Origin of the sequence: Mesorhizobium erdmanii, assembly GCF_013170725.1 — a bacterium.
Lineage (GTDB): Bacteria > Pseudomonadota > Alphaproteobacteria > Rhizobiales > Rhizobiaceae > Mesorhizobium > Mesorhizobium erdmanii.
This window is the reverse complement of record NZ_CP033361.1, coordinates 1,467,019-1,493,289: the sequence shown is the minus strand read 5'-3', so window position 1 is coordinate 1,493,289 and position 26,271 is coordinate 1,467,019. Positions and strand designations below refer to the sequence as shown.

The following is a 26,271-nucleotide window of genomic DNA, read 5'->3' as shown; positions in this document are numbered from 1 at the left end:
CAGGCGGAACTAACGACGCGCGATCAGCGCGAACAGAAAACCGACGCCGGCGGCGATTGCCAGCGACGTCACTGGCTTTTCGCGGACATTTGCCAGCAACTGCGCCTCGATGTCTTTGGCGCTGCCGCGCAGACTGTCGAAGGCGGCCTCGCCTTGGGCACGTAGTTGCTCGACCCCCTCGGTGGCCGCGCGGCGGGCAGTGCCATAGCCATGCTCGCCGGTCTTGGCCAACTGCTTGGTGAGCTTGTCGATGTCGGCCTTGAGCTGTCGGATGTCGGCTTCGAGGTCCGAGTTCGCCCGTGCTTCGTTGGCGATCTTTCCTGCGGCGGTTGCCATTGCTTAACTCCTTGTGATTGCTCGATTTCAAACGCGGCTTGCGTCTCAAGGTTCCGGCATCGGGACAAACTAGCCGAAAACTTGCGCGTGCGCACCAGTCGCCAAACCATGGCGATAGCACCGTCTCAAATCAGCGGACGACGCCCCTCGCCCAACCCTTCCCAGCCGGCAAGCAACTTGAGCGCTTCGTTGTCGACGACCTCGCAGCCGCCATCACGCCAGACAATCAGCTTGCGGTCGATCAGTTTACGGATCGTCTTGTTGGTGTGAACCAGCGATAGGCCAAGCGTATCGGCGACGTGCTGCTGCGTGATCGGAATCTGAATGGATTGCTTGCCGTTCAGCCCGACAACCTTGGCTCGGCTGGCTATGAAAGCAATCAGATACGCAGCACGCTCGATGGCGCTGCGGCGACCAACGCTGAGCAGGTTCTCGTCCAGCATGCGTTCTTCACGCGATGCGATCCAGGTAATGTCGTAGCCCAGGCCCGGATGGTTGCGATAGAGTTCGTGCAGATTGTCGCGCTCGAAGACGCACAGCAGCATCGGCGACAGCGCCTCGACGGAATGCTGCATTTCCCCCATGACGCTGCCTTGCAGGCCGATGAGATCGCCAGGCATTAGGTAGTTGAGGATTTGCCTGCGGCCGTCCGGCAACAGCTTGTAGCGGAATGCCCAGCCTGACAGCACGGTGTAGAGATGGGCGCTATGGCTGCCCTCGACCAGCACCGTGGCACCCTTGTCGACCGCAAGTTCGCCCTTCTTGAAGTTGGAGATGAAGGCCAGTTCCTTTTTCTCGAATTCCCGGAACACCGGCAATGGCCGCAACGGACAATTCTCGCAAGGATACTGGCGCCTGGCAAAAGCGCGCCCATTCTGGCCTGGCATTTCGACCCCTCTCCGAAGCCTGCCGGTCAGCAGGTACGCCTAAACGTTTTGCCGGGATCGGAGTTCCCAGGTTGAAGGCATGTCTTTTTTAAATGACAACGCCCGCAATAGCGATCATGACTCCCGGCGTTTCAAGGAGCGACTGCCCGTGCCCCATTTGCTTGACGGATTGCGAATTCTTGTCCTGGAGGACGAATTCCTCATCGCCATGGATGTGGAACAGCTCTGCCGTGACCACGGAGCCGGCGAGGTAACGATTGCCCGTGATCTGGCCGAGATCGATGGCCGAAAGGTCGCCACGCAATTCGACGCCGCCATAGTCGATCTGATGCTGGGCGGCACTTCGACGCTCGAATTTGCTGCTGGTCTGCGGGAGACGGGTGTCCCTTTCGTGTTCGCTTCCGGCTATTCGGATGCGGAGGAGATCAGGACATCCTTCCCGGGAGTGAGACTGGTCACGAAGCCCTATTCGGGCGACGACCTAGTCGAAGCCGTGGCACAGGCCTATGGGCGCGGCTTCTAGAGCAATTCCAGGAAAAGTGTGTAACGGTTTTCCCGTCCGGAATTGCGGAAAAACAAAGAGTTAGAGCGGTTCGGCGATCCATCAAACTCTGAACCGCCCTAAGGGCCGATTAGGTCGTACCGGGGTTCTGTAGCCCGGCGCCGCGTGTCAATGCGCCGCCGTCCCGGTGACCTGAGCCGAAATCGCGTCGGGCCCATATTCGTCTTCGCCGGAGATTTTCAGGATTTCCTGCAGGCGCGTGCGCGCCCTGCTGACGCGGCTCTTGATCGTTCCGACCGCGCAACCGCAGATTTCGGCGGCCTCCTCGTAGGAAAAGCCCGAAGCACCAATGAGGATGATGGCCTCACGCTGGTCCTCCGGCAATTGCTCCAGAGCGCCTCGAAAATCCTTGAGATCGAGCTGGCCGTGCTGCGCCGGATGCACCGCAAGCCTGGCCGTCATGATGCCGTCGCTGTCCTGCACCTCGCGGCCGCGTTTGCGCATCTGCGAATAGAATTCATTGCGCAGGATGGTGAAAAGCCATGCCTTGAGGTTAGTGCCGGGCTGAAAGCTCTCATGCTTGTCCCAGGCCTTGACCAGCGTTTCCTGAACGAGGTCGTCGGCCTTGTCGGCATTCTGCGTCAGCGACACGGCGAAGGCCCGCAAGCTCGGGATTGCCCCAAGCAGATCGGCCTTGAAGCCTTGGGAGACCGCTGCCATGCCTCAGTCCTTCTTCTGTGCGGGTTCGGTCTGTTCCAGTTGGCTGAGCAACTGGGCAAAGCGATCCGGCACATCGTCGGAGACCAGCTCGTCATAATATTGCTTGAGTTTGCGCCCGATTTCGGAGTTCGGCCCGAGGGGGTCGCCGACACCGTTCCGGCGCCTGCCCGCGGCGCCAGCCAAAATATCTTTCGTCATATCCTTCATTTCGCCCTTATATTCCCAGTATCCAGGCCGCTCATATTCAACTCAACACAAGGCAAGCGGCACCCTCGTCTGGTTGCCCATCCCGACATCAAACGCCGCTCTCGCCCATTCGTTCCCAATCGGGCGGAACTTTTTCGGAAAACCCGCGTTGTATTAGTGGGGCTTGCAATCAGCCTGGCCTGCAATCGATCACGTCATTCTGAGGGAGACGTCTTATCATGAGTTTATCCGCCACCATCGCACCGCACCTGCCGTTCCTGCGCCGCTTTTCGCGTGCCGTCTCGGGATCGCAAGAGAGCGGCGACGCGCTGGTCGCCGCGATGCTTGAGGCAATCATCGCCGACGTCGACATCTTCCCCGAGGCTTCGAGCGACCGTATCGCGCTCTACAAGGTTTTCGCCAAGCTTTTCACATCTGTCGCCATTCGCGTGCCGCAGGAACAGGCACAGTCGGCGTGGGAGCAGCGCGCCGCCGCTAATCTTAATGCGATCGCGCCGCTTCCCCGCCAGGCCTTCCTTTTGGTTGCCGTCGAAGGCTTCAGCGAGGACGAAGCGGCCGAAATCCTGGATGTCGGCGACCAGCAATTCTCCGAACTGCTGGCCCAGGCAAGCAATGAGATTTCGCGCCAAGTAGCGACCGACGTGCTTATCATCGAGGACGAACCGCTGATCGCCATGGACATAGAAGAGATGGTCGAGAGCCTCGGTCATCGCGTCGTCGGAACGGCGCGCACTCACGCCGAAGCGGTGACGATGTTCGGCAAGACCCGGCCGAAGATGGTGCTGGCCGATATCCAGCTCGCCGATGGCAGTTCGGGCATCGAGGCGGTCAACGAGATCCTGTCGTCAACCTCGGTTCCGGTTATCTTCATCACCGCGTTTCCCGAGCGCCTGTTGACTGGTGAGCGTCCCGAACCGGCCTTCCTGGTGACCAAGCCGTTCAATCCCGACATGGTCAAGGCGCTGATCAGCCAGGCGCTGTTCTTCGACCGTCAGGCGAAGGCCGCCGCATAGGGCGCGGCCTTCCACCCGGAATATGCGAAATCAAGGCCGTCCGATGCGATGCACCGGGCGGCCTTTTTGGCAACCAGGCCCGTCAGCAGCGAATTTCGAGGCACTTCGTTTCTAACGGTTTGCAAGCATCGCCTTTTTCGGCAAAGGGTGGAACAAACCGCATCCACCCACGTTTTCACTGCACCATTCGGAAGGAGATGAACCATGCTTTACTGGGCGCTCGTATTTCTCGTCGTGGCGATCATAGCCGGCGCGCTTGGTTTTGGCGGCATCGCCGGGACGTCCGCCGGCATTGCGCAGATATTGTTCTTCATCTTTCTCGCCTTCCTGGTCATTTCCCTGCTGGCCGGCCTGTTCAAGCGGGCCTGAAACCAACCAGCTTTTAAAGCGAACACTGGAAGCCGCACCCCTCAAACGGTTTCCAGCCACCGCCGGACGGTATCCTGCAAAGGACGCCGTCCGGCGGACCGCTTTTTGAGGGCAGTCCTTCCGGCGGGATTTCATTTGGGAACCCATACGAAGGTGAGCCGTTCAGCCTGAGTGGGTGGACAGGTTGACTGATGCGTTCCAAGACTGCAGATGATTTGGAAGGCGCAGGGAGTGACGAAGTCATTGCCCTGCATCCGGCTGAAAGCGGCATGCAGCTTGGCCGGGCTTTGCTCCACGCACTGCACAATGCCGGCATTTCCGTCCTCTATCAGGATCGCGAAATGAAGACCGTATGGGCGCGCAACATGCGCGCGCCTTGGACTTCGGACAGTTCCGACGGCAATGGCATCCTGCCGATGGCCCAGGCCGACCGCATCACCGCCGCCAAGCGCGACGTGGTCGCGACCGGTAATCCGGAGCGCCTCGAGATCAGCGTTCCCGTCGAGAATGGCGTGCGCTGGTTTCAGGTATGGGTCGATGCCGACCGGAGCGAAACGGGCGACGTGCAAGGGGTCGTGACGACCATGGTCGAGACGACCGAGCAGAAGCGGCGCGAACAGACGCTGACAACCCTGCTGCGCGAGGTCAGCCACCGCTCGAAGAACCTGCTGGCGATCATCCAGAGCATCGCGACCCAGACCGGCCGCTACTCCGACGGCATCGGCGATTTCCTGACGCGCTTTCGCGGCCGGCTGCAATCGCTGGCCTCCTCCCAGGATCTGGTGACATCCTCGAACTGGCGCGGCGCGGCCCTTCATGAACTGGTGACGAGCCAGGTCGGCCGCTACGGGGCGAACATATCGCACAGCCTTCGCTTCCGCGGCGTCAATCCCTATCTCAACCCAAATGCCGCACTGCATATCGGCCTGGCAATGCATGAGCTTGCCGTCAACTCGGTCAGCTTCGGCGCCCTGTCCCGGCCGGATGGTTATGTCGAAGTGACCGCCAATCTCAACACCGCCGCCAGTGGCGAGGTTGCCTTGTCGCTGACATGGGCCGAAACCATAGGGAACAATGGCGGCCGGAGCGAAAAGCGCTTCGGCAGTGTCGCACTGGAACGGGTGGTGCCGGCATCCCTGAGCGGAACCGCGAGCCTCGACATCGCGGACGGCCACCTTGAATACCGCCTTGTCGTCCCGCACAACAATTTCGAGAGCCAGTGAGCGGCTTATATCTTTGATTTAGAGGCGGTTTCAGATGTCATGTCGCTTAGACCTGAAATCATCCGCTCCCACGGCAGGCAACGATCCTTAACCGGCTGTTCACCATAAGAGCGGATGCTGTTTTACCCAGATACCGCTGCAAATCCGATGGGTTGTGGCACAGTGTGGGAGGAATGCTTGCCGGTCTCCGACATGAACAGACTGGAACAGGCCGCCCGGGTTTCGATGGGCGAATTTCAGGACCCCGAGGCATCCGCGGAACCGCTCTCTCCACCGCGTCATGGCTTGTGGGGTTTCGTCCTGGCGCTGGCCGCGACAATTCTCTTCGTCGCCTTGTACGAACTGACCTGAAAGAAATCCGCGCTCCATCTCGTAGGCGAACGGTGCAGCACAGCTAGTGTTGGCTCTCCATACCGACCATTCAGGAACTTTTGGCCGACATGCGCCGTTATTGTGGCGAGAGAGGGCATGTCGCCATGGAACACATTGCTGCATTGTTGTTGGTCATCGGTTGCACCAATTCGATGACGGAATGTCGTGAACTGCAGGTGCCGGTGAGCGTTTTCGAAACCGCCGACGAATGCACCGCCGAGCGACCGTTCGCCATCGGCGACGTGCAGGGACAGGCTCAGCATATCGTCGCCAGATGTCTCGCCGTCGATCCCGCGCTCGAGGACGACTACGACCAGATCGTCTGGAATGTGGGTCCCGATGGCAACCTCGACGCCTCGCTTGCAATTTCCAGCCTGGTCGTGGCATCTAACACAATACGCCCAGAAAAAGGCTATGTTAGCCAACAATAAATTCGAGCAGCAAAGGCCGTCATTTCGTGCTAAATGGCTGTTGGAGCTTACCAAAGTGTGGACACAAAGTGAGGAGTGACTCTATGCGGAAGATGATTATTGCCATGGTTGCGGTGGGTGCTCTCAGCGGCTGCACCTCGACCGAGCAGGACGTGGTTGGCGGCGGCTTGATCGGCGCCGGCATCGGCGGCCTGGTTGGCGGCGGCAAGGGCGCGCTGATCGGTGCGGCTGTCGGCGCCGGGTCCGGGCTGCTCGTTCGCAAGCTGCAGAACGGCTATTGCCAGTATCGCGACCGTCACGGCCGGATTTATACGGCCCGCTGCAACTAATTCTGCGATAGTCGAAACCCCGATCCGGAGGCCGGCTTACCGGCCCCCGGATTTTTTGGGTCAGGACAAGCCATTGCTGTCCATGGACAGCCCTTGCCTCAGACCGCGAGCGGAATTCTTATTTCCACCTTCAAACCGTCGGCCTGAAAATCGCGCTTGATCGTGCCGCGCAGCTCGCGGGTGACATTGAGGTCGATCAGCTTGGTGCCGAATCCGGTTTCGGCCGGTACCTGGACTTTCTTCTTCCCGGCCTCCCGCCAGTTCAGTGCCAGCATTCGCTCGCGCCCACGCCCTTCCAGTGACCAGTCCACTTTGAGCGCCCAATCACCCTTGGCCGAACTAGCGGAATTGCCGGCTTCGCCATATTTCAGCGCATTGGTCGCCAGCTCATGGAAGGTCAGGCCAAGCGCCTGCGTCGTGGTCTCGTCGAGCAGCACCTCCGGCCCGGACAGGAGCCCCTCGGGCAGGTCCTTGCCGAACACCTGGCCAAGCTCGATGCGCAGGAGATCGGCGAGATCGGCCTTCTGCCAGCGCGAGCGCGTCAGCATGTCCTGGGAGGCCGCCATCGCCTGCAGCCTGGCCGAGAAGGATGCCGAGAACTCGTTGACGTCAGTCGCCCGCGAAGCCGTCTGCCGCGCGATCGCCAGCACCCTGGTGATCGAATTCTTGATGCGATGCTTCATCTCCTGCAGCATCAGGTCTTTTTCGAGCAGGCTCTTTTCGGTCGTCTCGTGCAGGCGCGATGCCGCCTCATAGGCCCGTTGCTGATAGCGCGCCACCAGCGCGATGGCGCCGGCCGCCAGCAGGCCCAGCAGCCCCAGCATCACGGGAATTGTGCGCGACGACGGCTGCGAGAAGGCACTGGTCGGCCTGAACAGCACCGTCCACGGGCGGCCGGCCACGGTGATGTTGCGCGTAACCAGCAACCGTTCGCCGAAGGACGAAGCCGGCGGTGTTTCCGATCGGAACAACAGATTATCGCTGCTCACCGCGCCGTCATAGATCTCGGTGTTCACCGGCAGCAGCGGCGCGCGGCTGAGCGCGATCTGGAACAGGTCGCGGGAACGGAAGGCCGCATAGAGAAAGCCCGCGGTCGAGGATCGCGATGCGTTGATGACCTCCGGCGCGGTTTCGACATTGAGCCGCACGAAGACCAGGAAGCCGGTGAAGGTCTGTGTCGCACCCTGGCCCTGGCCCAGTTGCACCAGCCCGCTCGCGTGCTGCTGGTCGTCGGCCATTGCCTTCTCGATCGCCTGGCGCCGCACCGGTTCGCTGAACATGTCGTAGCCGATGCTGGCCTGGTTGGACGGATCCAGCGGCTCGAACAGCATGATGGGCGCGCGCCAGGGCTGCGTCGTTTCCGGATAGACCGGGTGGCTGACGCCAAAGTCGTGGAGGATGTCGCGTTCGACCGCCGCCTCGTCACCCGTCTTGACGAGCCCGAGGAAGCCGATGCCGCGCAGGCCGGCGAAATTGTTGCCGACATCCAGCGCATTGAAGAACGCCTTGAACTCGTTCTGGGAGATGTCGCCATTGCGGGCATCGAACAGGGCCTGCGTCGACCGCAGCAGCGACAAATGCAGGTCTATGCGGCTCTCGATTCGGTTGAGGGCGTCGTCGGCCGCCGCTTCGAACTTGATGCGTGCGGCTTCCTGCGTCGCGAAATAGGCGAACCCCGCCATGGTCATGCTGATCAGCGCAACGGCGATGAACGCGACGATTGGAAAGAGTTTCTTCAACGGATGATGCGGTCCATGGGCAATACCGGACCTTTATGGGCAACTCATCAGGCCAACACAATGGCAAGGCCAAGCCATCGCGATCACTGGCATATCACGTGAGCGGCAACCAGCCTTACCGAGCAGCCCGTGCCGGACGCTGACAGACCTCAGGCTGCTATCTTCAGCGCGCCCGGTCCGGGAATGGCGCCCGGAGGACATTTTCCAAGAATGATCATGCCGAGCACCTCGTCCTGGGTGACGTCGGTGGTGCGCGCGGTGCCGACCACCTGCCCGTTTTTCATCACGCAGACCCGGTCGGCCAGTTCGAACACATCGTGGATGTCGTGGCTGATCAGGAAGATGCCTATACCGTCGGATTTGAGCTGCTTCACCAGTTCGCCGACCTGCGCCGTTTCCTGCGGACCGAGCGCGGCCGTCGGCTCGTCCATGATCAGGATGCGCGCGTTGAACAGGATGGCGCGCGCAATCGCCACCGATTGTCGCTGGCCGCCCGACAGCTTCATCACCGGCTCCTTGAAGCGCTGGAAGCGCGGGTTGAGCCGGCCCATGACCTTGCGCGCCTCGGCCTCCATCGCAACGTCGTCGAGCGTGCCCCAGGCGGTCATCAGTTCACGGCCGAGGAACAGATTGGCGGCGGCATCGACGTTGTCGGCCAAGGCGAGTGTCTGGTAGATCGTCTCGATACCGTATTTCTTGGCATCGCGCGGATTGGCGATCGAAGCCTCCTCGCCGTTGACGAAGATCTGGCCGGCATCGCGCTTGTAAGCGCCGGACAGGATCTTGATCAGCGTCGATTTGCCGGCGCCATTATGGCCGAGCAGCGCCATCACTTCGCCGGGGAAAAGATCGACGGAGGCATCGTCGACGGCGCGGATACCGCCGAAAGCGATCGAGATGTTGCGCATGTCGATCAGCGGCGTGCCGGTATTTGCGGGAGCAGTCTTTTCCATGATCGTTCTTCTCCCTAGAGCTCTTTCTTGAGGATGATCTCGTCCGAAAACCGGTTTCCACTTTTCGGGATCATGCTCAGACTCGCTTGCGGTAGACGGTGTCGAGAAACACCGCGATAACCAGCACGGCGCCGACGACGATGCTCTGCAGCGGCGAATCGACACCAAGCAGCACCATGCCGGACTGCAGCGACTGCATCAAAAGTGCGCCAAGCATGGCACCGATAACGGTTCCCGAACCGCCAGCCAGCGACGTGCCGCCGATGACGGCGGCGGCGATGACCAGCAACTCGTCCAGCGTGCCCAGCGCGTTGGTCGCGGAATTCAACCTGGCCGACGAGATGGCGGCGGCGATCGTCGCCAGCACACCCATGATCATGAACACCTTCATGGTGACCCAGCGTGTGTTGATGCCGGCGAGATTGGCGGCTTCCGGGTTGCCGCCGATGGCAAAGACGTAACGGCCGAAACGCGTGCGGTTGGTGATGAAGGTCATGACGATGCCCACCATCACAGCCATCAGCACCGGAATAGCGATGCCATGGGCAATGAACAGCCCGCCTTCGGGAATCGTGATGTTGTTGGCCTCCGCATACCGCTTCACGATACCGACCGGCCATGGATAGGAATTGGCAACCCACACGGCGCCCAGGATGACGGCGCAGGTGACGGCGCCCATCAGCGTTTCGGCCCAGATCGGCCGCAGCGGAAAGCGGAAGCGCTTGCGCTGTCGGCGCCCGTTGAACAGCGCAAACACCACCGCCAGGCAGGCGACGATGCCGACGGCCCAGCTCCAGGTCGCGCCGATCGATCCGGCGGGACCGCCGCCCATCAGCTGGAAGGTGGCATCTAGCGGCGCCACGGTCTGGCCTGACGTAACCCACCAGGCAGCGCCGCGCCAGACCAGCAGGCCGCCGAGCGTCACGATGAAGGCCGGCACTTCGAGATAGGCGATAACAAAGCCCTGGAAGGCGCCGATCAGCAGACCGAGCGCCAGGCCGATCGCCAGCGCCAGCACCCAGATCCAAGGATTGCCAAGCTCAAGCCCGACAAAACGCACCAGGAAATGCACCTGCGCGAAGCCCATGACCATGCCGATGACCCCTTCAGCCGATCCCACCGACAGGTCGATGTTGCGCATGACGATGACCAGCACCATGCCGGAAGCCATGATGGCCACGGCCGAAGTCTGCACCGACAGGTTCCAGAGATTGCGCGGCGTCAGGAAAAGACCGCCCGACAGGACGTGCAGGCCGACCCAGATGACCACCAGCGCGCCGACCATGCCGAGCATACGGGTATCGATTTCGGTCGCCTTCAGAAAACGGGCAACCGCGCCAAGTTCCGACGCGCGCGCGGTGTCGGCCTGCGAAGTCGAGGTCGTGTCGGTCATGATGTCCTCCCAGCGGCTTGACGTCTGACGCGGATGCCGGACCAAGCCTAGAAGTTAGCCGCCCATGGCGGAAACACAAATCCTGCTGAGAAAACGCCGCGGCTGTGGGCCGCGGCGCTTCCAACTCTTCAAGCGGTCAAGCTCAGTTGCAGGCGGCGACGCTGCCGGCGGCGACGCCCGCGCAGACTTCGTCCTTCTTGATCCAGCCGGCATCGATGACGACGTTGAGATTGTCCTTGGTGATGGCCACCGGGGTCAGGAACAGCGACTTGACGGTGTTGCCGCCAGGCGTCGTGAAGTCCTTGACGCCGGCGATGTCGGTCATCTTCTTGCCGTCGGCCAACTGCGAGGCGATCTCGGCGGCGTTCTTGCCGAGCTCGCGCGCATCCTTCCACACCGACACGGTCTGGGTGCCGAGCGCGATCCGGTTCAGCGCGGCATGGTCGCCGTCCTGGCCCGATACCGGCACGGTGCCGGCCAAGCCCTGCGCCGTCAGCGCCGCGACAACGCCGCCGGCGGTGCCGTCATTGGCGGCGACCACCGCGTCGACCTTGTTGTCGTTGGCGGTCAGGAACTGTTCCATGTTCTTCTGGGCGTTGGCGGGCAGCCAGCCGTCCGTATAGGCCTCGCCGACATTCTTGATCTTGCCCGAGTCGATGGCCGCCTTGAGCACTTCCATCGAGCCCGAGAACAGGAAATCGGCATTCGGATCCGAACCCGAGCCCTTGATGAAGACATAATTGCCTTCCGGCTTGGCCTTGAACACCGCACTGGCCTGGAGGCGGCCGACTTCCTTGTTGTCGAAGGTCAGGTAGAAGACGTCCTTGTTCTCGATCAGGCGGTCATAGCCGACGACCGGAATGCCTTCGTCGAGCGCCTTCTGCACGGCCGGGCCGATGGCCGAGGCGTCCTGTGCCAGGATGATCAGCGAATTGGCGCCCTGCGAAATCAGGCTCTCGACATCGGTAAGCTGCTTGCCGGGATTGGACTGTGCATCGGCCGAAATGTACTTGTCGCCGGCGGCCTCGATCGCCTTTTTCATCGCGGCCTCGTCAGTCTTCCAGCGTTCTTCCTGGAAGTTCGACCACGATACGCCGATGACTTTGTCCTTCGCCTGCGCGACCGACGCAAGCGTCAGCGACATGGCGACACCCGCCAGGATGGCGGCCGTGAATCTTTTCATGATATTCCTCCCTGCGCCGCGTAAGGCGCGACCAAACTGGCCCAAAGGCCGGCACAGAAGCTCTATTTTTTCGAGCCTCAAAAAAAATACTGATGCATCGCCGAAACGCTGTCAACATCGATTCTGATGGATTTTGAGGGGCCTGCAACTTTTTTTCGAGCCCCGCAATAAATAAATGACAGCAGCGGCCGCTTCTGCCAGTATTTGACCTGTTGTCGGCAGTGTTCGAGGGGCAGGAAGAACCGCCGCGACGGGGAGGAAGTGGAAAAGCATGTCGGTCGGAATCCGCCACGACGATCTGCGCCGGCGCAACCGCGCCATGGTGATCGCGGCCGTGCGTCGGGCCGGCCGGCCCTCGCGCACCGAGATCGCCGCGACCACCGGCCTCAGCCATTCGACCATATCGGCAATTTCCTCCGACCTGATCGGCGAAGGCATCCTGGCCGAAGGCAAGCCGAGCGAGGTGGGTTCGCTCAAACGCGGCAGGCCGCAGGTCGGCCTCGGCCTCAATCCGGAGGCCGCGACCGTCATGACCGTGGTGCTTTCGCTGAATTTCCTTTCTGTCGCCGTCATCGACTATGCCGGCCAGGTGATATCGGAGGAACAGCGCCGCCTGGACACGCTGACCATGTCGCGCGAGGCGCTGATCGGCGAATGCACGGCTATCGTACGACGGCGCCTCGCCGATCCCGATATCGACGTGCGCAGCGTCGCCCGCATCGCGCTGGCGATCCAGGGCATCACCGACACCGAGGCCCGGGCCATGCTGTGGTCGCCGATCACGCCGCAGACCGACATCGCCTTCGCCGACATACTCGAAGCCGAGTTCGGCATCCCCGCCACCATGGAAAACGACTGCAACATGATGGCGGTGGCGCTGCGCTGGCGCGACCCCGAGCGCTACCGCGACGACTTCATCGCCATCCTGTTGTCTCACGGCATCGGCATGGGGCTGGTGCTGAAGGGCGAGCTGTTCACCGGCACCCATTCCTCGGGCGGCGAGTTTGGCCACATGATCCATCGGCCCGGCGGCGCGCTCTGCCGCTGCGGACGCCGCGGCTGCGTCGAGGCCTATGCCGGCAACTACGCCATCTGGCGCAATGCCAAGCAGCTCGGCGAGGACACCGAGCCGGTCGACGTCAGCGACGCGGACATGCGGACCCTGGCGGCCACGGCGCGCGAAAGAGCTGGCCCCGAGCGCGAAGCATATCGCAAGGCCGGCGAAGCGCTGGGTTATGGCCTCGGCAGCCTGTTCGCGCTGATCGATCCCGCGCCCGTCGCCATGGTCGGCGTCAGTGCCGCCGCCTTCGACCTGATCGAGCCCGCGCTACGCGAGGCCATCGCCCAGACCGCCGGCGGCCAGCACTCGAAATCGATTTCGTTCGATACTGAACCAAACGAATTGCCGCTTATCCGCGAAGGCTGCGCGATGCGCGCGCTGACCTTCGTCGACCAGGAGATTTTCGCCCCGGGCGTGCAGGGGCGAGCGGGTTCGGGCAAGAACGTGGCGTAGGCCTTGCGAAGGGCATCGCCGCCATTCGAGATTGGCTGCAGCTTCCCGGATGTCATCATCCTTGGGCGAAGCAGGAGCGAAGCTCCGTCGCGAAGACCCAATGATCCATTCCGTTACGTCGACCGAGGGACGCGGCGGTGCAGAATTCTACGCAGTGGCAACACGTCAAAGTCGCGGCATGGATCCTCGGGTCTGCGCGTCCGCTTCGCTCGTGGATGACGAAGCGTTGGGCACCTCGGCCCATCAAAAACGCCAGCAGTCAATCTTCCCTGATCGCATACCCGGCGCCGCGAATGGTGCGGATGACGTCTGGCATACGGCCATTGTTGACAGCCTTGCGCAGGCGGCCCACATGCACGTCCACGGTGCGCTCGTCGATATAGATCGTCTCGCCCCAGACATTGTCGAGCAGTTGGCTGCGGGAGAACACGCGGCCGGGATGGCGCATCATGAATTCGAGCAGGCGGAACTCGGTCGGCCCGAGCCGGATCTCGCTCTTCTTGCGATAGACTCGGTGCGATTCGCGGTCGAGCACGATGTCGCCGACCTTGAGCACGCTGGACAGAACTTCCGGCTTGGCGCGGCGCAGCAGCGCCTTGACCCTGGCCATGAATTCCGGCGTCGAGAACGGCTTGACCAGATAGTCGTCGGCGCCGGTGGAAAGGCCGCGCACGCGATCGCTTTCCTCGCCACGCGCCGTCAACATGATGATCGGAAGCCGCTCGGTCTCGGGCCGCATCCGCAGGCGCCGGCAGAGTTCGATGCCGGACACCGCCGGCACCATCCAGTCGAGCACCAGAAGGTCGGGCACGTTCTCCTGCAGGCGGATTTCGGCTTCGTCGCCGCGCGGCACCACCTCGACCTGATAGCCTTCGGATTCAAGATTGTAGCGGAGCAGCACCCCCAGCGGCTCCTCGTCCTCCACCACCATGATGCGTGGCGCGATCATCGACTGGTCACCTCCAAAGCAATTCCAGGAAAAGTGTGTAGCGGTTTTCCGTCCGGAATTGCGTGAAACAAAGAGATAGAGCGGTTTGGCGTTTCCTCGAAACGATGAGCCGCTCTAGCGTTCAGGCCGCCGGCGCCGACATCGCCGTTTCGTCCTGCTTGGGACGATTGGCGGGCAGCTGCGTGCCGGTCAGCACGTAATATGCGTTCTCGGCGATGTTGGTCACGTGATCGCCGATGCGTTCGAGATTCTTGGCGCAGAACAACAGATGCGTGCAAGCCGTGATGTTGCGCGGATCCTCCATCATGTAGGTCAGCAATTCGCGGAAGACCGAGGTATATTTGACGTCGATGCGCTCATCGTCGGCGCGCAGCTTCGCCAGTGCGGCGGCATCGCGCGCCGCATACTCCTCGATCACGCCCTGCACCTGGATCAGCACCAGCTGCGCCATGGCGTCGATGGAATGCGACAGGTCGCGCGGCGTCGCGCTGAGGCCAACGGTGCCGACGCGCTTGGCGATGTTCTTGGCAAGGTCGCCGATGCGCTCGAGGTCGCCGGCCATGCGGATCGAGCCGACGACATGGCGCAGATCGTCGGCCATCGGCTGGCGCTTGGCGATCAGCGTGATGGCGCGGTCGTCGAGTTCGCGCTGGCGCGCGTCCATGATGGCGTCGTCGGAGACCACGCGCTGTGCGAGAGCATTGTCGGAATTCAGCAGCGCCTTAGTGGCGCCGCCAACCATCGAGCCGGCGAGGTCGCCCATGTCGCTGATCAGCCTGCTGATCTGTCCGAGATCCTCGTCGAAGGCTGCAACCGTGTGTTCGGCCATGATTCTGGTCCTCGTATGCGTGCGATCAGCCGAAGCGGCCGGTGATGTAGTCTTGCGTGCGCTTCTCGCGAGGCGACGTGAAGATCTTCTCGGTCTTGTCGAACTCGACCAGCTCGCCCAGATACATGAAGGCGGTCTGCTTCGAGACGCGCGCCGCCTGCTGCATGTTGTGGGTGACGATGACGATCGTGTAGTCGGCCTGCAGCTCGTCGATCAGTTCCTCGATCTTGGCGGTCGACAGCGGATCGAGTGCCGAGGCCGGCTCGTCGAGCAGGATGACTTCCGGCTTCACCGCCACGGTACGGGCGATGCACAGCCGCTGCTGCTGGCCGCCCGACAGGCTGAGGCCGCTGGCGTTGAGCTTATCCTTGACCTCGGTCCACAGTGCCGCACGCTTCAGCGCCTGCTCGACACGGCCATCCATCTCGGCCTTGCTGATCTTCTCGTAGAGCCTGACGCCAAAAGCGATGTTCTCATAGATCGACATCGGGAACGGTGTCGGCTTCTGGAACACCATTCCGATCTTGGTACGCAGCAGGTTGAGGTCCTGCGAACGATCGAGAACGTTCTGGCCGTCGAGCAGCACCTGGCCTTCGGCCGTCTGCTTGGGATAGAGCTCGTAGATGCGGTTGAAGACGCGCAGCAGCGTCGACTTTCCGCAGCCCGAAGGCCCGATGAAGGCGGTGACGCTGCGCTCGGGCAGCGACAGCGTGATGTCCTTCAGGGCCTTCGACTGGCCATAGTAGAAGTTGAGGTTCTTGACCTCGATCTTGGCCTTGGCCACCGCCTCGGCGGCGATCGTCATGTCTGGAGACAACATCTGGCTCATTTGTCCTCTCTGCGTCCGGTCAGGCTGCGCGCGAAGATGCTGAGCGCGAGAACCGTCAATGTGATTATGAGTGCGCCGGTCCAGGCCAGTTGCTGCCATTCCTCATAGGGGCTGAGAGCGAACTGGAAGATGGTGACCGGCAGGCTGGCCATCGGCGCGTTGAGATTGCTCGACCAGAACTGGTTGTTCAGCGCCGTGAAAAGCAGCGGTGCGGTCTCGCCCGAGATGCGGGCGATGGCCAGCAATATGCCGGTGACGATGCCCGACATCGCGGCGCGGTAGGCGACCGAACGGATGACCACCCAGCGCGGCGCACCGATCGCGGTGCCGGCTTCGCGCAAGGCGTTCGGCACCAGGTTGAGCATGTCTTCGGTGGTGCGCACCACGACGGGGATGACCAGGATCGCCAGCGCGACGGCGCCGGCGATCGCCGAGAAATGTCCCATCGGCCGCACCATCAGCTCATAGACGAACAGGCCGATGATGATCGACGGCGCCGACAGCAGGATGTCGTTGATGAAGCGCACCACGGTGGTGAGCTTCGAGAAACGCCCGTACTCAGCCATGTAGGTGCCGGCCAGCACACCGATCGGCGTGCCGACGATGATGCCGATGATGGTCATCACAATACTGCCGTAGATGGCGTTGAGCAGGCCGCCGGCATCGCCGGGCGGCGGCGTCATTTCAGTGAAGACCGCAAGATTGACACCTGAAAGGCCCTTGTACAGCAGGGCGCCGAGGATCAGCGCCAGCCAGGCGAGGCCGATGCCGGCGGCGGCGACGCACAGCGTCATCATCACGCCATTCTTGCGCTTGCGGCTCTGGTGAAGCGATGCGGCTGTCGACATCGGTCAGGCTCCGGTACGGGCATCGATGCGCATCAGCATGTAGCGGGCGATGGCAAGGATCAGGAAAGTGATGACGAACAGGATCAGGCCGAGCGCCACCAGCGAGGAGGTGTAGAGGTCGCCGACCGCTTCGGTGAATTCGTTGGCGATGGTCGCCGAGATGGTCGTTGCCGGCGCAAACAGCGACGTCGAAATGCGGTGCGCGTTGCCGATGACGAACGTCACCGCCATTGTTTCACCGAGCGCGCGGCCGAGCGCCAGCATGACGCCGCCCATGATGCCGATGCGCGTATAGGGAATGACGACCCGGCGCGTGACTTCCCAGGTCGTGCAGCCGATGCCATAGGCCGACTCCTTCAGCACCGACGGCACCGTGTCGAAGACGTCCTTGGTGATCGAGGTGATGAAAGGCAGGATCATGATGGCCAGGATCATCGCCGAGGTCAGCAGGCCGATGCCATAGGGCGGGCCGGCGAACAGGCCGTTGAGGCCCGGAATGCCATGGAACACGCTGATGATGAAGGGCTGAATGGTCGTCTGCAGGAACGGCGCCAGCACGAACAGGCCCCAGATGCCGTAGATGATCGATGGGATGCCGGCCAGCAGTTCAACCGCCATGCCGATCGGCCGCCGCAGCGGGCGCGGGCAAAGCTCGGTGAGGAAGATGGCGATGCCGATGCCTAGCGGCACGGCGATCAGGATCGCGATCGCCGAGGTGATGATGGTGCCGTAGATCGGCGCCAGCGCACCGAACTTCTCTGTCACCGGGTTCCAGCTCTCGGTGGTCAGGAAGGAAAAGCCGAAGGTCGAAAGGGCTTGCCAGGAACCGGCAAACAGCGAGATCGCAACACCGCCAAGCAGGACCAGCACCAATATGGCGGCCGCCCGGGTCGTCGCGTGGAAGATCGAGTCGGTCAGCGCGAACCGTCGAACGGTGGCATCGCGCGAATTTCTGACGGCTGGCAAGGCTTCCTGGACAGCGCTCATGTCAAGCTCGGCTCTTTCAAGTTGATGAGAAAAGGAGCGCCGCGGGCGCGGCGCTCCTTCAAGAGATATTACTCGCCGGCGTAGACGGGCTTGCCGTCGGCCTGGATGTCGGCCTTCCACGAAGCCTTGATCAGGTCGACGACGCTGTCGGGGATCGAGACATAGTCGAGCGCCTTGGCGGTTTCCTTGCCGTCCTTGTAGGCCCAGGCGAAGAACTTCAGGGCTTCGCCGGTGGCGGCGGCATCATTCGGAGCCTTGTGGATCAGAACCCAGGTCGAGGCGGCGATCGGCCAGGTGGTGTCGCCGGGCTCGTTGGTGATGATGACGTTGAAGTTCTTGGCAGTCTTGAAGTCGGCGTTCGAAGCGGCGGCGCCGAAGGATTCGAGCGACGGCTCGACGACCTTGCCGGCAGCATTCACCAGCTTGGAGTAGGACAGGTTGTTCTGCTTGGCATAGGCGTATTCGACGTAGCCGATGCCGCCATCCGTCTGCTTGACGGTGTTGGCGACGCCTTCCGAGCCCTTGGCGCCGACGCCCGTCGGCCATTCGACGGCGGTGTCCGAACCGACCTTGTCCTTCCAGTCGGGCGAGAGCTTCACCAGGTAGTCGGTGAAGTTGAAGGTGGTGCCCGAGCCGTCCGAACGATGCACGACGGCAATGGCCGTCGACGGCAGGGTGAGGCTGGGGTTCAGCGCCTTGATCGCGGCGTCGTCCCAGGTGGTGATGGCGCCGAGATAGATCTGGGCAAGCGTCTTGCCGTCGAGGACCAGTTCGCCCGGCTTGACGCTGGTGAGGTTGACGATCGGCACGATGCCGCCCATCACCATCGGGAACTGCACGAGGCCGTTCTTTTCCAGATCGGCGTCGGACATCGGCTTGTCGGTGGCGCCGAAGGTCACGGTCTTGGCGATGACCTGCTTGATGCCGCCGCCCGAGCCGATCGACTGGTAGTTGAGGCCGATGCCGGTGTCCTTCTTGTAGGTGTCGGCCCATTTGGCGAACACCGGATAGATGAAGGTCGAGCCGGCGCCGGAAAGGTCAGCTGCGATGGCTGCGGAAAGGGTGAAGGTAGACGCTGTAGCCATTGCGATCGCAACGGCCGCCGAGCGGATGAAATGTCTCATGTGGCCTGCTCCTGTTCGGAAGATGGTCTCTCGGCGCCATTCCTAAGCAGCGCCCGCTGAGGCCAATAGCGTTCGATTATAACAGTCGCATGACAGTTTCATGTCAGCCCGGTAACGCGTTGCCGGCGCCTCCAAAGGTGACAGCGACCGCCACCAGTGGCGGCGTTCCGGTTTACCCTCTGAATCAGTGAGTTGAGCAGTCCGCAAAGCACGGCCGCCGTCGGGTGCGACGGCGGCTGCCTCCGGTAAATAAAATCCGGGCGGGAGTGCGTTGCTCAAGACCAGAGCGTGTCATGGCCGGGCCGTCGCCAAAAACAGGTCCGTTGGGGTAGGTTGACGCTGTTCCGTACTGGCGGTCGCTGCTCCCGCCCGTAACTGCAAGGGCGGAATTCGATTTTGCCATTGTCCCGGCTCGGCACAGCCTTTGGTATGGTGCGATCGCACCATAGGCATTGCACGCAGGGATAGCAGCGAATCCGCGATTGATTCCCTCGGCTTGCCGTTTCCGATGCTTGGAACCCGCCGACGCGGTGCTATCCCGCGTTGCGCTGGACCTGACGGCCCGCGCCGAGCCACCGCTCGACTTTCTCCAGCAGGGCCCTGGGGCTGATCGGCTTGGGCAGATAGTCGTCCATGCCCGCCTCCAGGCAGCGTTCGCGGTCGCCCTTGAGCGCATGCGCGGTGACGCCGACGATGGGGACATGCGTCCCGGTTTCCTGCTCCAGCCGGCGGATCGCGGCGGTTGCCTCGAGCCCGCTCATCTCCGGCATCGAGACGTCCATCAGGATCATGGCCGGATTGAGCTTGCCGAAGGCGTCGAGCGCCTTGCGGCCATTGCCGACAATCTCGAAACCGTAGCCGGTCTCGCCGAGGATCTGGGTGAAGACCATCTGGTTCACCTCATTGTCCTCGGCCACGAGGATATCCAGCCTGTGTCCGCCACCGCCAGTGGCCGGGAGCCTCGGGCGAACCGGCGGCGGCTGCAATTGCGCGCGTTGCTCGGACGGCGCCAGCGGCGGCCGCTGGGGAGCACCGAACCCTTCGGCTACAGCATACTGCGCGGCATGGTCATCCGTGGTGTGGCGGTGGCGCTGGATGGTCGCGACCAGCGTTTCCAGGAGCACGGAGGAGCGCGCCGGTTTGATCAGCTGGGCATCGATGCCGAGATCGCGGTAGCTGGTATTGGCGAGCGACTGGTCGACCGAGGTCAGCATGATGATCGGCGTGCCGGTGAGGCCTTCGGTGTTGCGCACGATGCGCGCCATTTCCGCGCCGCTCATCTCGGGCATCTGGTAGTCGAGCACGACGCAATCGACCGGCACACCATAGGCGGCGGCCGCGATCAGCACCTTGAGGCCCTCGGCGCCGCTTTGGGCCGCGCAGGAATCGAACGTCCACGAGGTCATCTGCTCGGTCAGGATGGCCCGGTTGACTGCATTGTCGTCGACGATCAGCACGCGGGCGCCCGTCACGTCCACCGGCATGATGCGCTGCCCGTTCTGCTGTCCGGCCCCGGGCAGCGTCACGGTGAACCAAAAGGTCGAGCCCTTGCCCTCGGCGCTCTCGACACCGATGGTGCCGCCCATCAGTTCGACCAGCCGCGAGGTGATGGCAAGGCCGAGCCCGGTGCCTTCGTGCCGCCGGGTCGAAGAAGTGTCGACCTGACTGAATTTTTCGAACACCAGTTTCAGTTTTTCCTCGGGAATGCCGATCCCGGTGTCGGTGACCGAGATCGTCAGCCTGGTTCCGGTCGGGACCCTCTCGCCGGTCACGTCGACCAGCACATGGCCCTCGTCCGTGAACTTGACCGCATTGCCGAGGAGGTTGGTTACGATCTGCCGGATGCGGCCGACATCGCCGACGAACAGGCTTTCGAGCCTCGGCTCGACGCGCACGATGAGCTCGAGATCCTTTTCCTTGGCCCGTGTCGACACCAGTGTAGCCACGTCCTCGATCGCCTCGGCAAGATTGAAGGGCGCCGGATCGAGCACCATCTGGCCGGCGTCGATCTTGGAGAAATCGAGGATGTCGTTGATGATGGTCAGCAGCGCGTTGCCCGATTTGACGATGATGTCGGTGAACGTCTTCTGCTTGGGATCGAGATTGGACTTGGCCAGGAGTTCCGCCATGCCGAGCACACCGTTCATCGGCGTGCGGATCTCATGGCTCATATTGGCGAGGAATTCCGACTTGGCGCGGTCGGCCAGCACGGCGCGCTGGCGCGCCTCGCTGAGTTCGGCCTCGCGCATCTTCAGTTCCGTGATGTCGGTGGTCGATCCGATCAGGTAGAGCGAGCCGTCCGACGCGATCATCGCGCCCTTGCGCGCGAATTGATGCCTGACGCTGCCGTCGGCAAGCTGTACGGTCTCCTCGATCTCCTGGGTCTCGCCGGTGCGCAGGACGGCCAGATCGCCGGCGACGAAAGCTTCGCCATCCGGACCGAAGATCTCCACGTCGGTCTTGCCGATCGCCTCCTGCTTGCTGAATCCGGTGAGGTCGCACCAACCCTTGTTGACGTAGAACTGCCGTAGATCGGAGCGCTTGGCGTAGATCGACACCGGGACATTGTCGATCAGGCTGCGGAACACCTCGTTCTCGCGCATGCTCTCTTCCAGAGCCCGCTCGCGCGCCTTGACCTCGGTGATGTCGGTGCTGGATCCGACCAGATGCACGGAGCCATCCGTAGCCGCTAGGCGGCTCTTGCGCGTCATCAACTGCCGCACCGTGCCGTCGCGATGGGTGACGGACTCCTCGACCTCGCGCACGGCGCCGGTCGCCACGACATCGCTGTCGTCATGGCTGAAGCCTTCCGCTTCCTCGGCGCCGAACAGCTGACGGTCGGTCCGGCCGATGACGTCTGCCTTGGCAAGGCCCGTAATGGCGCACCATGCCTTGTTGACGAATTCGATGCTTAAATCCTGCGCCTTGATGAAGGCCGCCACCGGCAACTCGTCCATGACATGCCGGAACAGATCGATCTGGCGCATCGAATCGCGCAGCGCCGCCTCGCGGCTCTTGATTTCGGTGATGTCGACGCGCACACCGATGAACGTGCCGTCATCGGTGCGCATGTCGTAGACCTGGTACCAGCGTCCATCGGCGTTGAGGCGCTCGTAGGAAGAATTTGGCAGCCTGTAGCGCGCCAGCATGCTGTCGAGCCAGCGTTCGGGTTCGGTCTCGTACAGCCTGTCCATCCCGCTATCGCCGCTGGAGCGGAAATAGCCGACCGAACGGCCGAATTCCAGCGCCTCGCGGAAGCTGCGGCCAGGCTGCCAGAAGGGCTTCAGCGCCGGCAGCGAGTCCTGCAGCTTGAGGTTGGCGAAGACGAACTTGTCGTCGCGGTCGTAGATGATGACGCCGGCCGGCAGCGATTCCAGCACGCTGGCCAGGTGCTTGCGCGCGTCCTGCGCTTCGGTCTCGCGGCCCTTCATGTCGGTAACGTCGACATAGGAGACGAGCCGCTTGCCGCCGGGTAGCGGTGCCAGCGACGCGACGAGCGTGCGCCCATCATTGTGCGGCAATTGCCTGGAGCCGGCGATGCCGGTCCTGATCTCGGCTTCGCGCTCTGCGCTGTGACGTTGCCAGGCAATTTCATCGGCGCCGTAAGGGTCGATGGTACGGCTGGCTTCCATCAGCTCGCGGAAGGGCGAGCCGATCCCGGCACGGCTCGGATCGATCCTCCAGAAATCATAGAAGGCCCGATTGATGACTTCGGCGCGCATATCGGCATCGAGGACGAGAACGCCGATCGGCATCTGGTCGACCATGGTGCGGAGATTGACGAAGGTCTCGGCGATTTTGGCGTTGGCGCTTTCGATCTCGGCATCGCGGCGCTTGAGTTCGGTGACCTCATAGTAGGTCAATAGCCGCTTGCCCCCCGACAGCGCAGTCACCGAGAACATCATCGTCCTGCCGCTGGCATGGACAAATTCGCGCGGCGCGACGGAGCCGGCGCGAATCTCTTCCAACCGGGTGGCGAGATAGCGCTGCCACTGCTGTTCGTCGATGTCGCCATAGATGCCATTGCGGCGGTTGAGTTCCATCAACCGGCTGAACGGAGCGCCGACGGTCACGGCACCATCCGGAATCCTGGACAGGTCGCGATAGGCCTTGTTGACGATCAGCGTGTCGAGCCTGGCGTCGAGAAGCACGACGCCCATGTGCATGGCGTCCATCGTCCGTTCGAGATCGGCAAGATGCCGGTCGGGTTCACCGTCCGACAACGGGCTCTGCTCCACGGTCTCGAAGGCGCTGACCAGTGCCGTGACATTGCGGCCTATGCCGCGATAGCCAGCGAACTCTCCGTCGCCGTCAAACCTTGGGAAGCCTGACGTCAGAACCCAGCGGCAGTCGGCGCGCCCTCCCTTCAGCTCGTAGACGAAGTCGCGGAAGGGCCGGCGCGCCTGCAGATCTTCCAGATGCGCTGCCGCGCTGTGGTTGCCCTTCAGGACCTGATGGAGGAAATCGAAGCGAAACCGGCCAAGAACATCTGCCGGATTGATGCCCGTCGCAGCCTGGTAGTTTTGCGAAAGCCAGGAAAAGCGCAGTTCGGCGTCGGTCTCCCATTGCCAGTCGGACGCGGCCTCGACCAATTGGCGAAGCGCATCGGTCGAATCCCTGTCTGCGGAAGGTGACGCATCGTCGCGATGCACCGCCCTGCCGGGCCTACGCTTGCCGCGCGCGCCGATTGCTTCGTCCGCTTCCGCCATGCTGTCCCCACCCCGAAAATCAAGGTCGAACCCTCCCTCCGCGGTTCGTCGGCGGAATGTGCCCGAGAAGCATTAACGATCCGCTAACCTTAACGGCGCAACCGGCCTGTTCCTCCTGCGCTATTCGGTCCGGTTGTCGAGCGCACCACGGCCGCGTTATAAGCCGTGCAGGGGTGTTGCTTATGATTGGACGGATAGGGCCTTTCTTGCTGGGCGTAGCGCTGCTTTGCGGCAGCGGCTGTTCACGCAGCTATGACGGCACGGTCATCATTCCGCGGCCCCTCGATGCCAGGCGATTCTGGGACCGGCCGCCACCCAATATCGACTACGCGCCGCAGGCCGCCAACGACGCCTTTCCTGTTCCGCCACAGCCACCCGGACGAGTTTCGGAGCAGAGAGTTTCGAAACCTGCCATGCACAGACGGCACCAGACGCGATTTTCACCATCGCCTCCCCCGCCGTCGGACCCGGAAAAGCAATTGGCGTGCAAGAATGTAAGCGAGCCAGGTCAGCGGGTCCGCATGGTCTGCGAGTAAAAACAGCTCCTATAGCGATGCCGCGCCCTTCTTCGGTTCCTTTGCGCCTAGCTTGTCGAGCGCAAGACGGACCTGGCGCAGATCGTCCTGCCAGCCGTCATCGTCGCCCATCGGACTTTCCGACGCGGCCCGCTGGAGCCCGCGCGCCTCGGATTCGATCTCGCGCAATTCGGCGATCTTCTGGTCGTTGGTCAGGGAGCCGTCTTCGACGATCTCCAGAACCCGCATTTCCCTAAACGTAGCCATGGTGTTCCTCCCGGCTGGTGTCGATCACAACGCCGTGAGCGCCCCTCTGTTCCAGACGGTCTCATGGCTGGCTGCACCATGACAGCCCGCGACAATCCGCTATCCGATGGATGCGCAGGGAGGGGCGGTCATTCAGCCGGGAAGAAGGCCGGACCGACCACGCGCACCGGCCGCTTGCCGGCCTCGATCGACTGCAACTGAGCCGCGCCCGCGGTCTCGGTGCCGGATTGCGGGATCGCCGCAACGCTGCCGAGGTCCGGCTTTGGCTGCGGCAGGGGAATGACGGCGTTACTCATGTTTGTCGGCGTCACCGTCCTTGCCCTCAATTCGGCAACCCGCTGGTAATAGCGCTTGACGTCGCAGGCCTTGAAATTGGCATCGTCGCGATAGCGGAAAGCCGACGGCAGTTCGGTGTAGGGTTTGCGCGTATCGAGCGCGAGCATCTTTTCGGTTTCTAGGCTGGCATCGCTCAGCGTGTAGAGATCGACGGCCGGGTCATTGCAGATATAACGGCATTGATCGGCCATATCCTTGATATCGTCGCCCCCGGCGAATTGCGACTTTGGCGCCGGAAAGAAATATCCATCCGAAAGGCGCACGCAAAACAGTATCGTATTACTAGCATAATTTGCTCCGCCTGCCGTGGACTGGCTCTTTGGCGCCGGGCGCTGGTCCGTCGTGCAGCCGAGCGCGGTGAACCGGGCCTGCAAGCCCGAAATGTCTCGGCCGGAACCGGCCGCGATCCGGCGCAGCACCTCCGTCCGGTTTCTGGCCAGGTCGGCACACGCGTTGAAGAAGCCGCCGGTGGCATTTTGCACCGTGCACCTGCGCTGCCTCTCCAGACCTTGGATCGCCGCAAGCTGGCGGCGCAGTTGCGCTAGTTCGGGGCCCACGACCCCGCCGCGGCCGCCGGAAAGCAACTGGCTCCTGATCGCGCTGCAACTATCCGCCTGGGAAGACGTCGTACCGAGCGCAGAAGCGGTTGCCGTCACCAGCGCTATCATCATGAGAAGCCAGAAACGGATCATCGGCCGACATGTCCTTGTTGCTGACAGCCTGGAATCGCATTCGTTTCGACTATGGCAATATTTGACTAAATAAGCCAAACATAATATTTGTAGTTTTTAGGCCTAATAAGACTTTCACTTAATCTGATAGACCGACCTCTGTAAATTCAATATTACATTTTTGTTTCAAGATTGAGACGAACCGCAAAACAATGCCTGGAGACCGGCGGCTGTCCGCGGTGCAGGCCATGCCCGCAGGGCGAACGATCAATCCACCGTTACCGAGCCTTGACCCCGAAACCTTTGCCTGACTGCGGCGTTGATAGGCAGAGGAGAACGCAGATGTCGATCCACTTCACGGTATCGGAACTGACAAGAAACCTTTTCCATTCTCTCGGGTTGGATCATGAGCGCGCGCCACGATCGCTCAATCCCGAGGAAAATCTGTTGCTCGAGTGCTATCTGGCCGGGCAGATTCCGGAGTCGGCCTGGAGCGATTATGTCTTCGAGACACCGGATTTGGCACGGCATGCCCAAGCCCGGCGCTTGAGCCAGTGAGCGACTGACTCTGAAAGCCCGGGCCAGCCTGGCAGGGGCCTGAAGCCCATCGCGCTGAAAGGCGACCGGATAGCTATTGCTTCGGGGAAACCAGTTGCAATGTGAAGACGTTGCCGCCAATGCCCTTCGCCAGCGCCGGTGAAAAGGTTAGGGGCGTGCAATTCTCGACGGCCGCGATGGCCGCATCGATGAAGGCTTTGCGCGCCTTGTCGTTGCCTGCCACCTTGGCGGCCGTAGGCCGCGGCGGACCGATCAGCGACCCGTCGCGCTTGAAGCTGAAGCTCAGGGTCACTGTGGAATTTCCGGAATCCGCCGGCGGCGTCCAGCACGCCTGGATGGCGGTCCCGATATCGTCCATCGTATTGAGCGTCGCGGCTTGTGACGGGATAAGCGCTCCAATCAGCGTGCCACCGGCGATCATCAACATTGCCGCCATGCATTTCATCGCAAACCTCATCTCGCTCAGAGCCGGCAACCCA

General features: G+C 62.3%; 27 protein-coding genes. 9 read left to right on the top strand and 18 right to left on the bottom strand.

What is annotated here, in order from left to right; translation table 11 throughout:
• Positions 1–9: 9 nt before the first annotated feature.
• Both EB233_RS07210 and EB233_RS07205 read right to left on the bottom strand, forming a co-directional pair.
• On the bottom strand, positions 10–336 hold the full coding sequence (locus tag EB233_RS07210; RefSeq protein WP_064990802.1) for an ElaB/YgaM/YqjD family protein: 327 nt from the start codon (positions 334–336) through the stop codon (positions 10–12).
• Between the two features lie 125 nt (positions 337–461).
• The gene (locus tag EB233_RS07205) at positions 462–1,223 is read right to left on the bottom strand and encodes a Crp/Fnr family transcriptional regulator (RefSeq protein ID WP_064990803.1); all 762 of its coding nucleotides are present in this window, start codon (positions 1,221–1,223) and stop codon (positions 462–464) included.
• 148 nt (positions 1,224–1,371) lie between these two features.
• Here EB233_RS07205 and EB233_RS07200 point away from each other — a divergent pair, with 148 nt between their 5' ends.
• The gene (locus tag EB233_RS07200; protein ID WP_244277744.1) at positions 1,372–1,746 is read left to right on the top strand and encodes a response regulator; all 375 of its coding nucleotides are present in this window, start codon (positions 1,372–1,374) and stop codon (positions 1,744–1,746) included.
• A gap of 147 nt (positions 1,747–1,893) precedes the next feature.
• On the opposite strand, the gene EB233_RS07195 is transcribed toward EB233_RS07200, so the two are convergent.
• Together EB233_RS07195 and EB233_RS07190 are read right to left on the bottom strand one after the other, a co-directional pair.
• Positions 1,894–2,445: an RNA polymerase sigma factor gene (locus EB233_RS07195; RefSeq protein ID WP_027053983.1), complete on the bottom strand. Its 552-nt coding sequence runs from the start codon at positions 2,443–2,445 to the stop codon at positions 1,894–1,896.
• Positions 2,446–2,448: 3 nt separating this feature from the next.
• The gene (locus EB233_RS07190; RefSeq protein ID WP_027053982.1) at positions 2,449–2,652 is read right to left on the bottom strand and encodes a NepR family anti-sigma factor; all 204 of its coding nucleotides are present in this window, start codon (positions 2,650–2,652) and stop codon (positions 2,449–2,451) included.
• 218 nt (positions 2,653–2,870) lie between these two features.
• Here EB233_RS07190 and EB233_RS07185 point away from each other — a divergent pair, with 218 nt between their 5' ends.
• The 6 genes from EB233_RS07185 to EB233_RS07160 all read left to right on the top strand — a co-directional run bounded on the left by EB233_RS07185 (position 2,871) and on the right by EB233_RS07160 (position 6,389).
• Complete coding sequence (locus EB233_RS07185) at positions 2,871–3,665, top strand: response regulator (RefSeq protein ID WP_064990804.1); 795 nt, start codon at positions 2,871–2,873, stop codon at positions 3,663–3,665.
• 204 nt (positions 3,666–3,869) lie between these two features.
• Positions 3,870–4,034 carry a DUF1328 domain-containing protein gene (locus tag EB233_RS07180; RefSeq protein WP_027031438.1) on the top strand — a complete coding sequence of 55 codons (165 nt, stop codon included), beginning with the start codon at positions 3,870–3,872 and terminating at the stop codon, positions 4,032–4,034.
• A gap of 191 nt (positions 4,035–4,225) precedes the next feature.
• A complete protein-coding gene (locus EB233_RS07175; protein WP_064990805.1) occupies positions 4,226–5,257 on the top strand; it encodes a sensor histidine kinase in 1,032 nt (343 codons plus the stop codon).
• A 177-nt stretch (positions 5,258–5,434) separates the two neighbouring features.
• Positions 5,435–5,608, top strand: coding sequence for a hypothetical protein (locus tag EB233_RS07170; RefSeq protein ID WP_171892214.1), 174 nt, complete (start codon positions 5,435–5,437; stop codon positions 5,606–5,608).
• Positions 5,609–5,697: 89 nt separating this feature from the next.
• Complete coding sequence (locus tag EB233_RS07165) at positions 5,698–6,060, top strand: hypothetical protein (RefSeq protein ID WP_244277746.1); 363 nt, start codon at positions 5,698–5,700, stop codon at positions 6,058–6,060.
• A gap of 83 nt (positions 6,061–6,143) precedes the next feature.
• Positions 6,144–6,389, top strand: a complete 246-nt coding sequence (locus EB233_RS07160) for a hypothetical protein (protein WP_064990808.1) — start codon at positions 6,144–6,146, stop codon at positions 6,387–6,389.
• 98 nt (positions 6,390–6,487) lie between these two features.
• On the opposite strand, the gene EB233_RS07155 is transcribed toward EB233_RS07160, so the two are convergent.
• The 4 genes from EB233_RS07155 to xylF form a co-directional block, all read right to left on the bottom strand.
• Positions 6,488–8,128: a CHASE domain-containing protein gene (locus EB233_RS07155; RefSeq protein ID WP_064990809.1), complete on the bottom strand. Its 1,641-nt coding sequence runs from the start codon at positions 8,126–8,128 to the stop codon at positions 6,488–6,490.
• 149 nt (positions 8,129–8,277) lie between these two features.
• Positions 8,278–9,081 carry an ATP-binding cassette domain-containing protein gene (locus EB233_RS07150; RefSeq protein ID WP_064990810.1) on the bottom strand — a complete coding sequence of 268 codons (804 nt, stop codon included), beginning with the start codon at positions 9,079–9,081 and terminating at the stop codon, positions 8,278–8,280.
• Positions 9,082–9,157: 76 nt separating this feature from the next.
• The gene (locus EB233_RS07145) at positions 9,158–10,474 is read right to left on the bottom strand and encodes a sugar ABC transporter permease (RefSeq protein ID WP_064990811.1); all 1,317 of its coding nucleotides are present in this window, start codon (positions 10,472–10,474) and stop codon (positions 9,158–9,160) included.
• Between the two features lie 142 nt (positions 10,475–10,616).
• Positions 10,617–11,657 carry a D-xylose ABC transporter substrate-binding protein gene (gene xylF, locus EB233_RS07140; protein WP_064990812.1) on the bottom strand — a complete coding sequence of 347 codons (1,041 nt, stop codon included), beginning with the start codon at positions 11,655–11,657 and terminating at the stop codon, positions 10,617–10,619.
• A 271-nt stretch (positions 11,658–11,928) separates the two neighbouring features.
• Here xylF and EB233_RS07135 point away from each other — a divergent pair, with 271 nt between their 5' ends.
• Complete coding sequence (locus tag EB233_RS07135; RefSeq protein ID WP_064990813.1) at positions 11,929–13,170, top strand: ROK family protein; 1,242 nt, start codon at positions 11,929–11,931, stop codon at positions 13,168–13,170.
• Positions 13,171–13,429: 259 nt separating this feature from the next.
• On the opposite strand, the gene phoB is transcribed toward EB233_RS07135, so the two are convergent.
• The 9 genes from phoB to EB233_RS07090 form a co-directional block, all read right to left on the bottom strand.
• Positions 13,430–14,119, bottom strand: coding sequence for a phosphate regulon transcriptional regulator PhoB (phoB, locus tag EB233_RS07130; protein WP_032917568.1), 690 nt, complete (start codon positions 14,117–14,119; stop codon positions 13,430–13,432).
• A 121-nt stretch (positions 14,120–14,240) separates the two neighbouring features.
• Positions 14,241–14,948 carry a phosphate signaling complex protein PhoU gene (gene phoU / locus EB233_RS07125; protein ID WP_010911897.1) on the bottom strand — a complete coding sequence of 236 codons (708 nt, stop codon included), beginning with the start codon at positions 14,946–14,948 and terminating at the stop codon, positions 14,241–14,243.
• Between the two features lie 25 nt (positions 14,949–14,973).
• Positions 14,974–15,777: a phosphate ABC transporter ATP-binding protein PstB gene (gene pstB / locus EB233_RS07120; RefSeq protein WP_027053973.1), complete on the bottom strand. Its 804-nt coding sequence runs from the start codon at positions 15,775–15,777 to the stop codon at positions 14,974–14,976.
• Complete coding sequence (gene pstA, locus EB233_RS07115; RefSeq protein ID WP_064990814.1) at positions 15,774–16,625, bottom strand: phosphate ABC transporter permease PstA; 852 nt, start codon at positions 16,623–16,625, stop codon at positions 15,774–15,776. The genes pstB and pstA overlap by 4 nt, the downstream gene beginning before the upstream one ends.
• Positions 16,626–16,628: 3 nt before the next feature.
• A complete protein-coding gene (gene pstC, locus EB233_RS07110; RefSeq protein ID WP_064990815.1) occupies positions 16,629–17,612 on the bottom strand; it encodes a phosphate ABC transporter permease subunit PstC in 984 nt (327 codons plus the stop codon).
• Positions 17,613–17,680: 68 nt separating this feature from the next.
• Positions 17,681–18,736: a phosphate ABC transporter substrate-binding protein PstS gene (gene pstS, locus EB233_RS07105; RefSeq protein WP_081294204.1), complete on the bottom strand. Its 1,056-nt coding sequence runs from the start codon at positions 18,734–18,736 to the stop codon at positions 17,681–17,683.
• Between the two features lie 533 nt (positions 18,737–19,269).
• On the bottom strand, positions 19,270–23,445 hold the full coding sequence (locus EB233_RS07100) for a PAS domain-containing protein (protein WP_064990816.1): 4,176 nt from the start codon (positions 23,443–23,445) through the stop codon (positions 19,270–19,272).
• Positions 23,446–23,990: 545 nt separating this feature from the next.
• Positions 23,991–24,227, bottom strand: a complete 237-nt coding sequence (locus EB233_RS07095) for a hypothetical protein (protein ID WP_027053968.1) — start codon at positions 24,225–24,227, stop codon at positions 23,991–23,993.
• A 128-nt stretch (positions 24,228–24,355) separates the two neighbouring features.
• On the bottom strand, positions 24,356–25,045 hold the full coding sequence (locus EB233_RS07090) for a DUF2865 domain-containing protein (RefSeq protein WP_244277745.1): 690 nt from the start codon (positions 25,043–25,045) through the stop codon (positions 24,356–24,358).
• Positions 25,046–25,576: 531 nt separating this feature from the next.
• Between EB233_RS07090 and EB233_RS07085 the strand changes: the two genes are divergently transcribed.
• Positions 25,577–25,792 (top strand): hypothetical protein, encoded by a 216-nt coding sequence (locus tag EB233_RS07085; protein WP_064990818.1) that lies wholly within the window; start codon positions 25,577–25,579, stop codon positions 25,790–25,792.
• Positions 25,793–25,865: 73 nt separating this feature from the next.
• On the opposite strand, the gene EB233_RS07080 is transcribed toward EB233_RS07085, so the two are convergent.
• Complete coding sequence (locus tag EB233_RS07080; RefSeq protein WP_081294206.1) at positions 25,866–26,237, bottom strand: hypothetical protein; 372 nt, start codon at positions 26,235–26,237, stop codon at positions 25,866–25,868.
• Between the last annotated feature and the right edge of the window lie 34 nt (positions 26,238–26,271).

Excerpts from the sequence above, each read along its gene's own strand:
- EB233_RS07190 (WP_027053982.1), bottom strand. The coding sequence starts at position 2,652 with ATGAAGGATATGACGAAAGATATTTTGGCTGGCGCCGCGGGCAGGCGC.
- EB233_RS07180 (WP_027031438.1), top strand. The coding sequence starts at position 3,870 with ATGCTTTACTGGGCGCTCGTATTTCTCGTCGTGGCGATCATAGCCGGC.
- EB233_RS07195 (WP_027053983.1), bottom strand. The coding sequence starts at position 2,445 with ATGGCAGCGGTCTCCCAAGGCTTCAAGGCCGATCTGCTTGGGGCAATC.
- EB233_RS07080 (WP_081294206.1), bottom strand. The coding sequence starts at position 26,237 with ATGAAATGCATGGCGGCAATGTTGATGATCGCCGGTGGCACGCTGATT.
- pstC (WP_064990815.1), bottom strand. The coding sequence starts at position 17,612 with ATGAGCGCTGTCCAGGAAGCCTTGCCAGCCGTCAGAAATTCGCGCGAT.
- EB233_RS07165 (WP_244277746.1), top strand. The coding sequence starts at position 5,698 with ATGCGCCGTTATTGTGGCGAGAGAGGGCATGTCGCCATGGAACACATT.
- EB233_RS07175 (WP_064990805.1), top strand. The coding sequence starts at position 4,226 with ATGCGTTCCAAGACTGCAGATGATTTGGAAGGCGCAGGGAGTGACGAA.
- pstB (WP_027053973.1), bottom strand. The coding sequence starts at position 15,777 with ATGAGCCAGATGTTGTCTCCAGACATGACGATCGCCGCCGAGGCGGTG.
- EB233_RS07085 (WP_064990818.1), top strand. The coding sequence starts at position 25,577 with ATGTCGATCCACTTCACGGTATCGGAACTGACAAGAAACCTTTTCCAT.
- pstS (WP_081294204.1), bottom strand. The coding sequence starts at position 18,736 with ATGAGACATTTCATCCGCTCGGCGGCCGTTGCGATCGCAATGGCTACA.
- xylF (WP_064990812.1), bottom strand. The coding sequence starts at position 11,657 with ATGAAAAGATTCACGGCCGCCATCCTGGCGGGTGTCGCCATGTCGCTG.
- EB233_RS07160 (WP_064990808.1), top strand. The coding sequence starts at position 6,144 with ATGCGGAAGATGATTATTGCCATGGTTGCGGTGGGTGCTCTCAGCGGC.
- EB233_RS07145 (WP_064990811.1), bottom strand. The coding sequence starts at position 10,474 with ATGACCGACACGACCTCGACTTCGCAGGCCGACACCGCGCGCGCGTCG.
- phoU (WP_010911897.1), bottom strand. The coding sequence starts at position 14,948 with ATGGCCGAACACACGGTTGCAGCCTTCGACGAGGATCTCGGACAGATC.
- EB233_RS07150 (WP_064990810.1), bottom strand. The coding sequence starts at position 9,081 with ATGGAAAAGACTGCTCCCGCAAATACCGGCACGCCGCTGATCGACATG.
- EB233_RS07210 (WP_064990802.1), bottom strand. The coding sequence starts at position 336 with ATGGCAACCGCCGCAGGAAAGATCGCCAACGAAGCACGGGCGAACTCG.
- EB233_RS07205 (WP_064990803.1), bottom strand. The coding sequence starts at position 1,223 with ATGCCAGGCCAGAATGGGCGCGCTTTTGCCAGGCGCCAGTATCCTTGC.
- phoB (WP_032917568.1), bottom strand. The coding sequence starts at position 14,119 with ATGATCGCGCCACGCATCATGGTGGTGGAGGACGAGGAGCCGCTGGGG.
- EB233_RS07100 (WP_064990816.1), bottom strand. The coding sequence starts at position 23,445 with ATGGCGGAAGCGGACGAAGCAATCGGCGCGCGCGGCAAGCGTAGGCCC.
- EB233_RS07095 (WP_027053968.1), bottom strand. The coding sequence starts at position 24,227 with ATGGCTACGTTTAGGGAAATGCGGGTTCTGGAGATCGTCGAAGACGGC.
- pstA (WP_064990814.1), bottom strand. The coding sequence starts at position 16,625 with ATGTCGACAGCCGCATCGCTTCACCAGAGCCGCAAGCGCAAGAATGGC.
- EB233_RS07135 (WP_064990813.1), top strand. The coding sequence starts at position 11,929 with ATGTCGGTCGGAATCCGCCACGACGATCTGCGCCGGCGCAACCGCGCC.
- EB233_RS07185 (WP_064990804.1), top strand. The coding sequence starts at position 2,871 with ATGAGTTTATCCGCCACCATCGCACCGCACCTGCCGTTCCTGCGCCGC.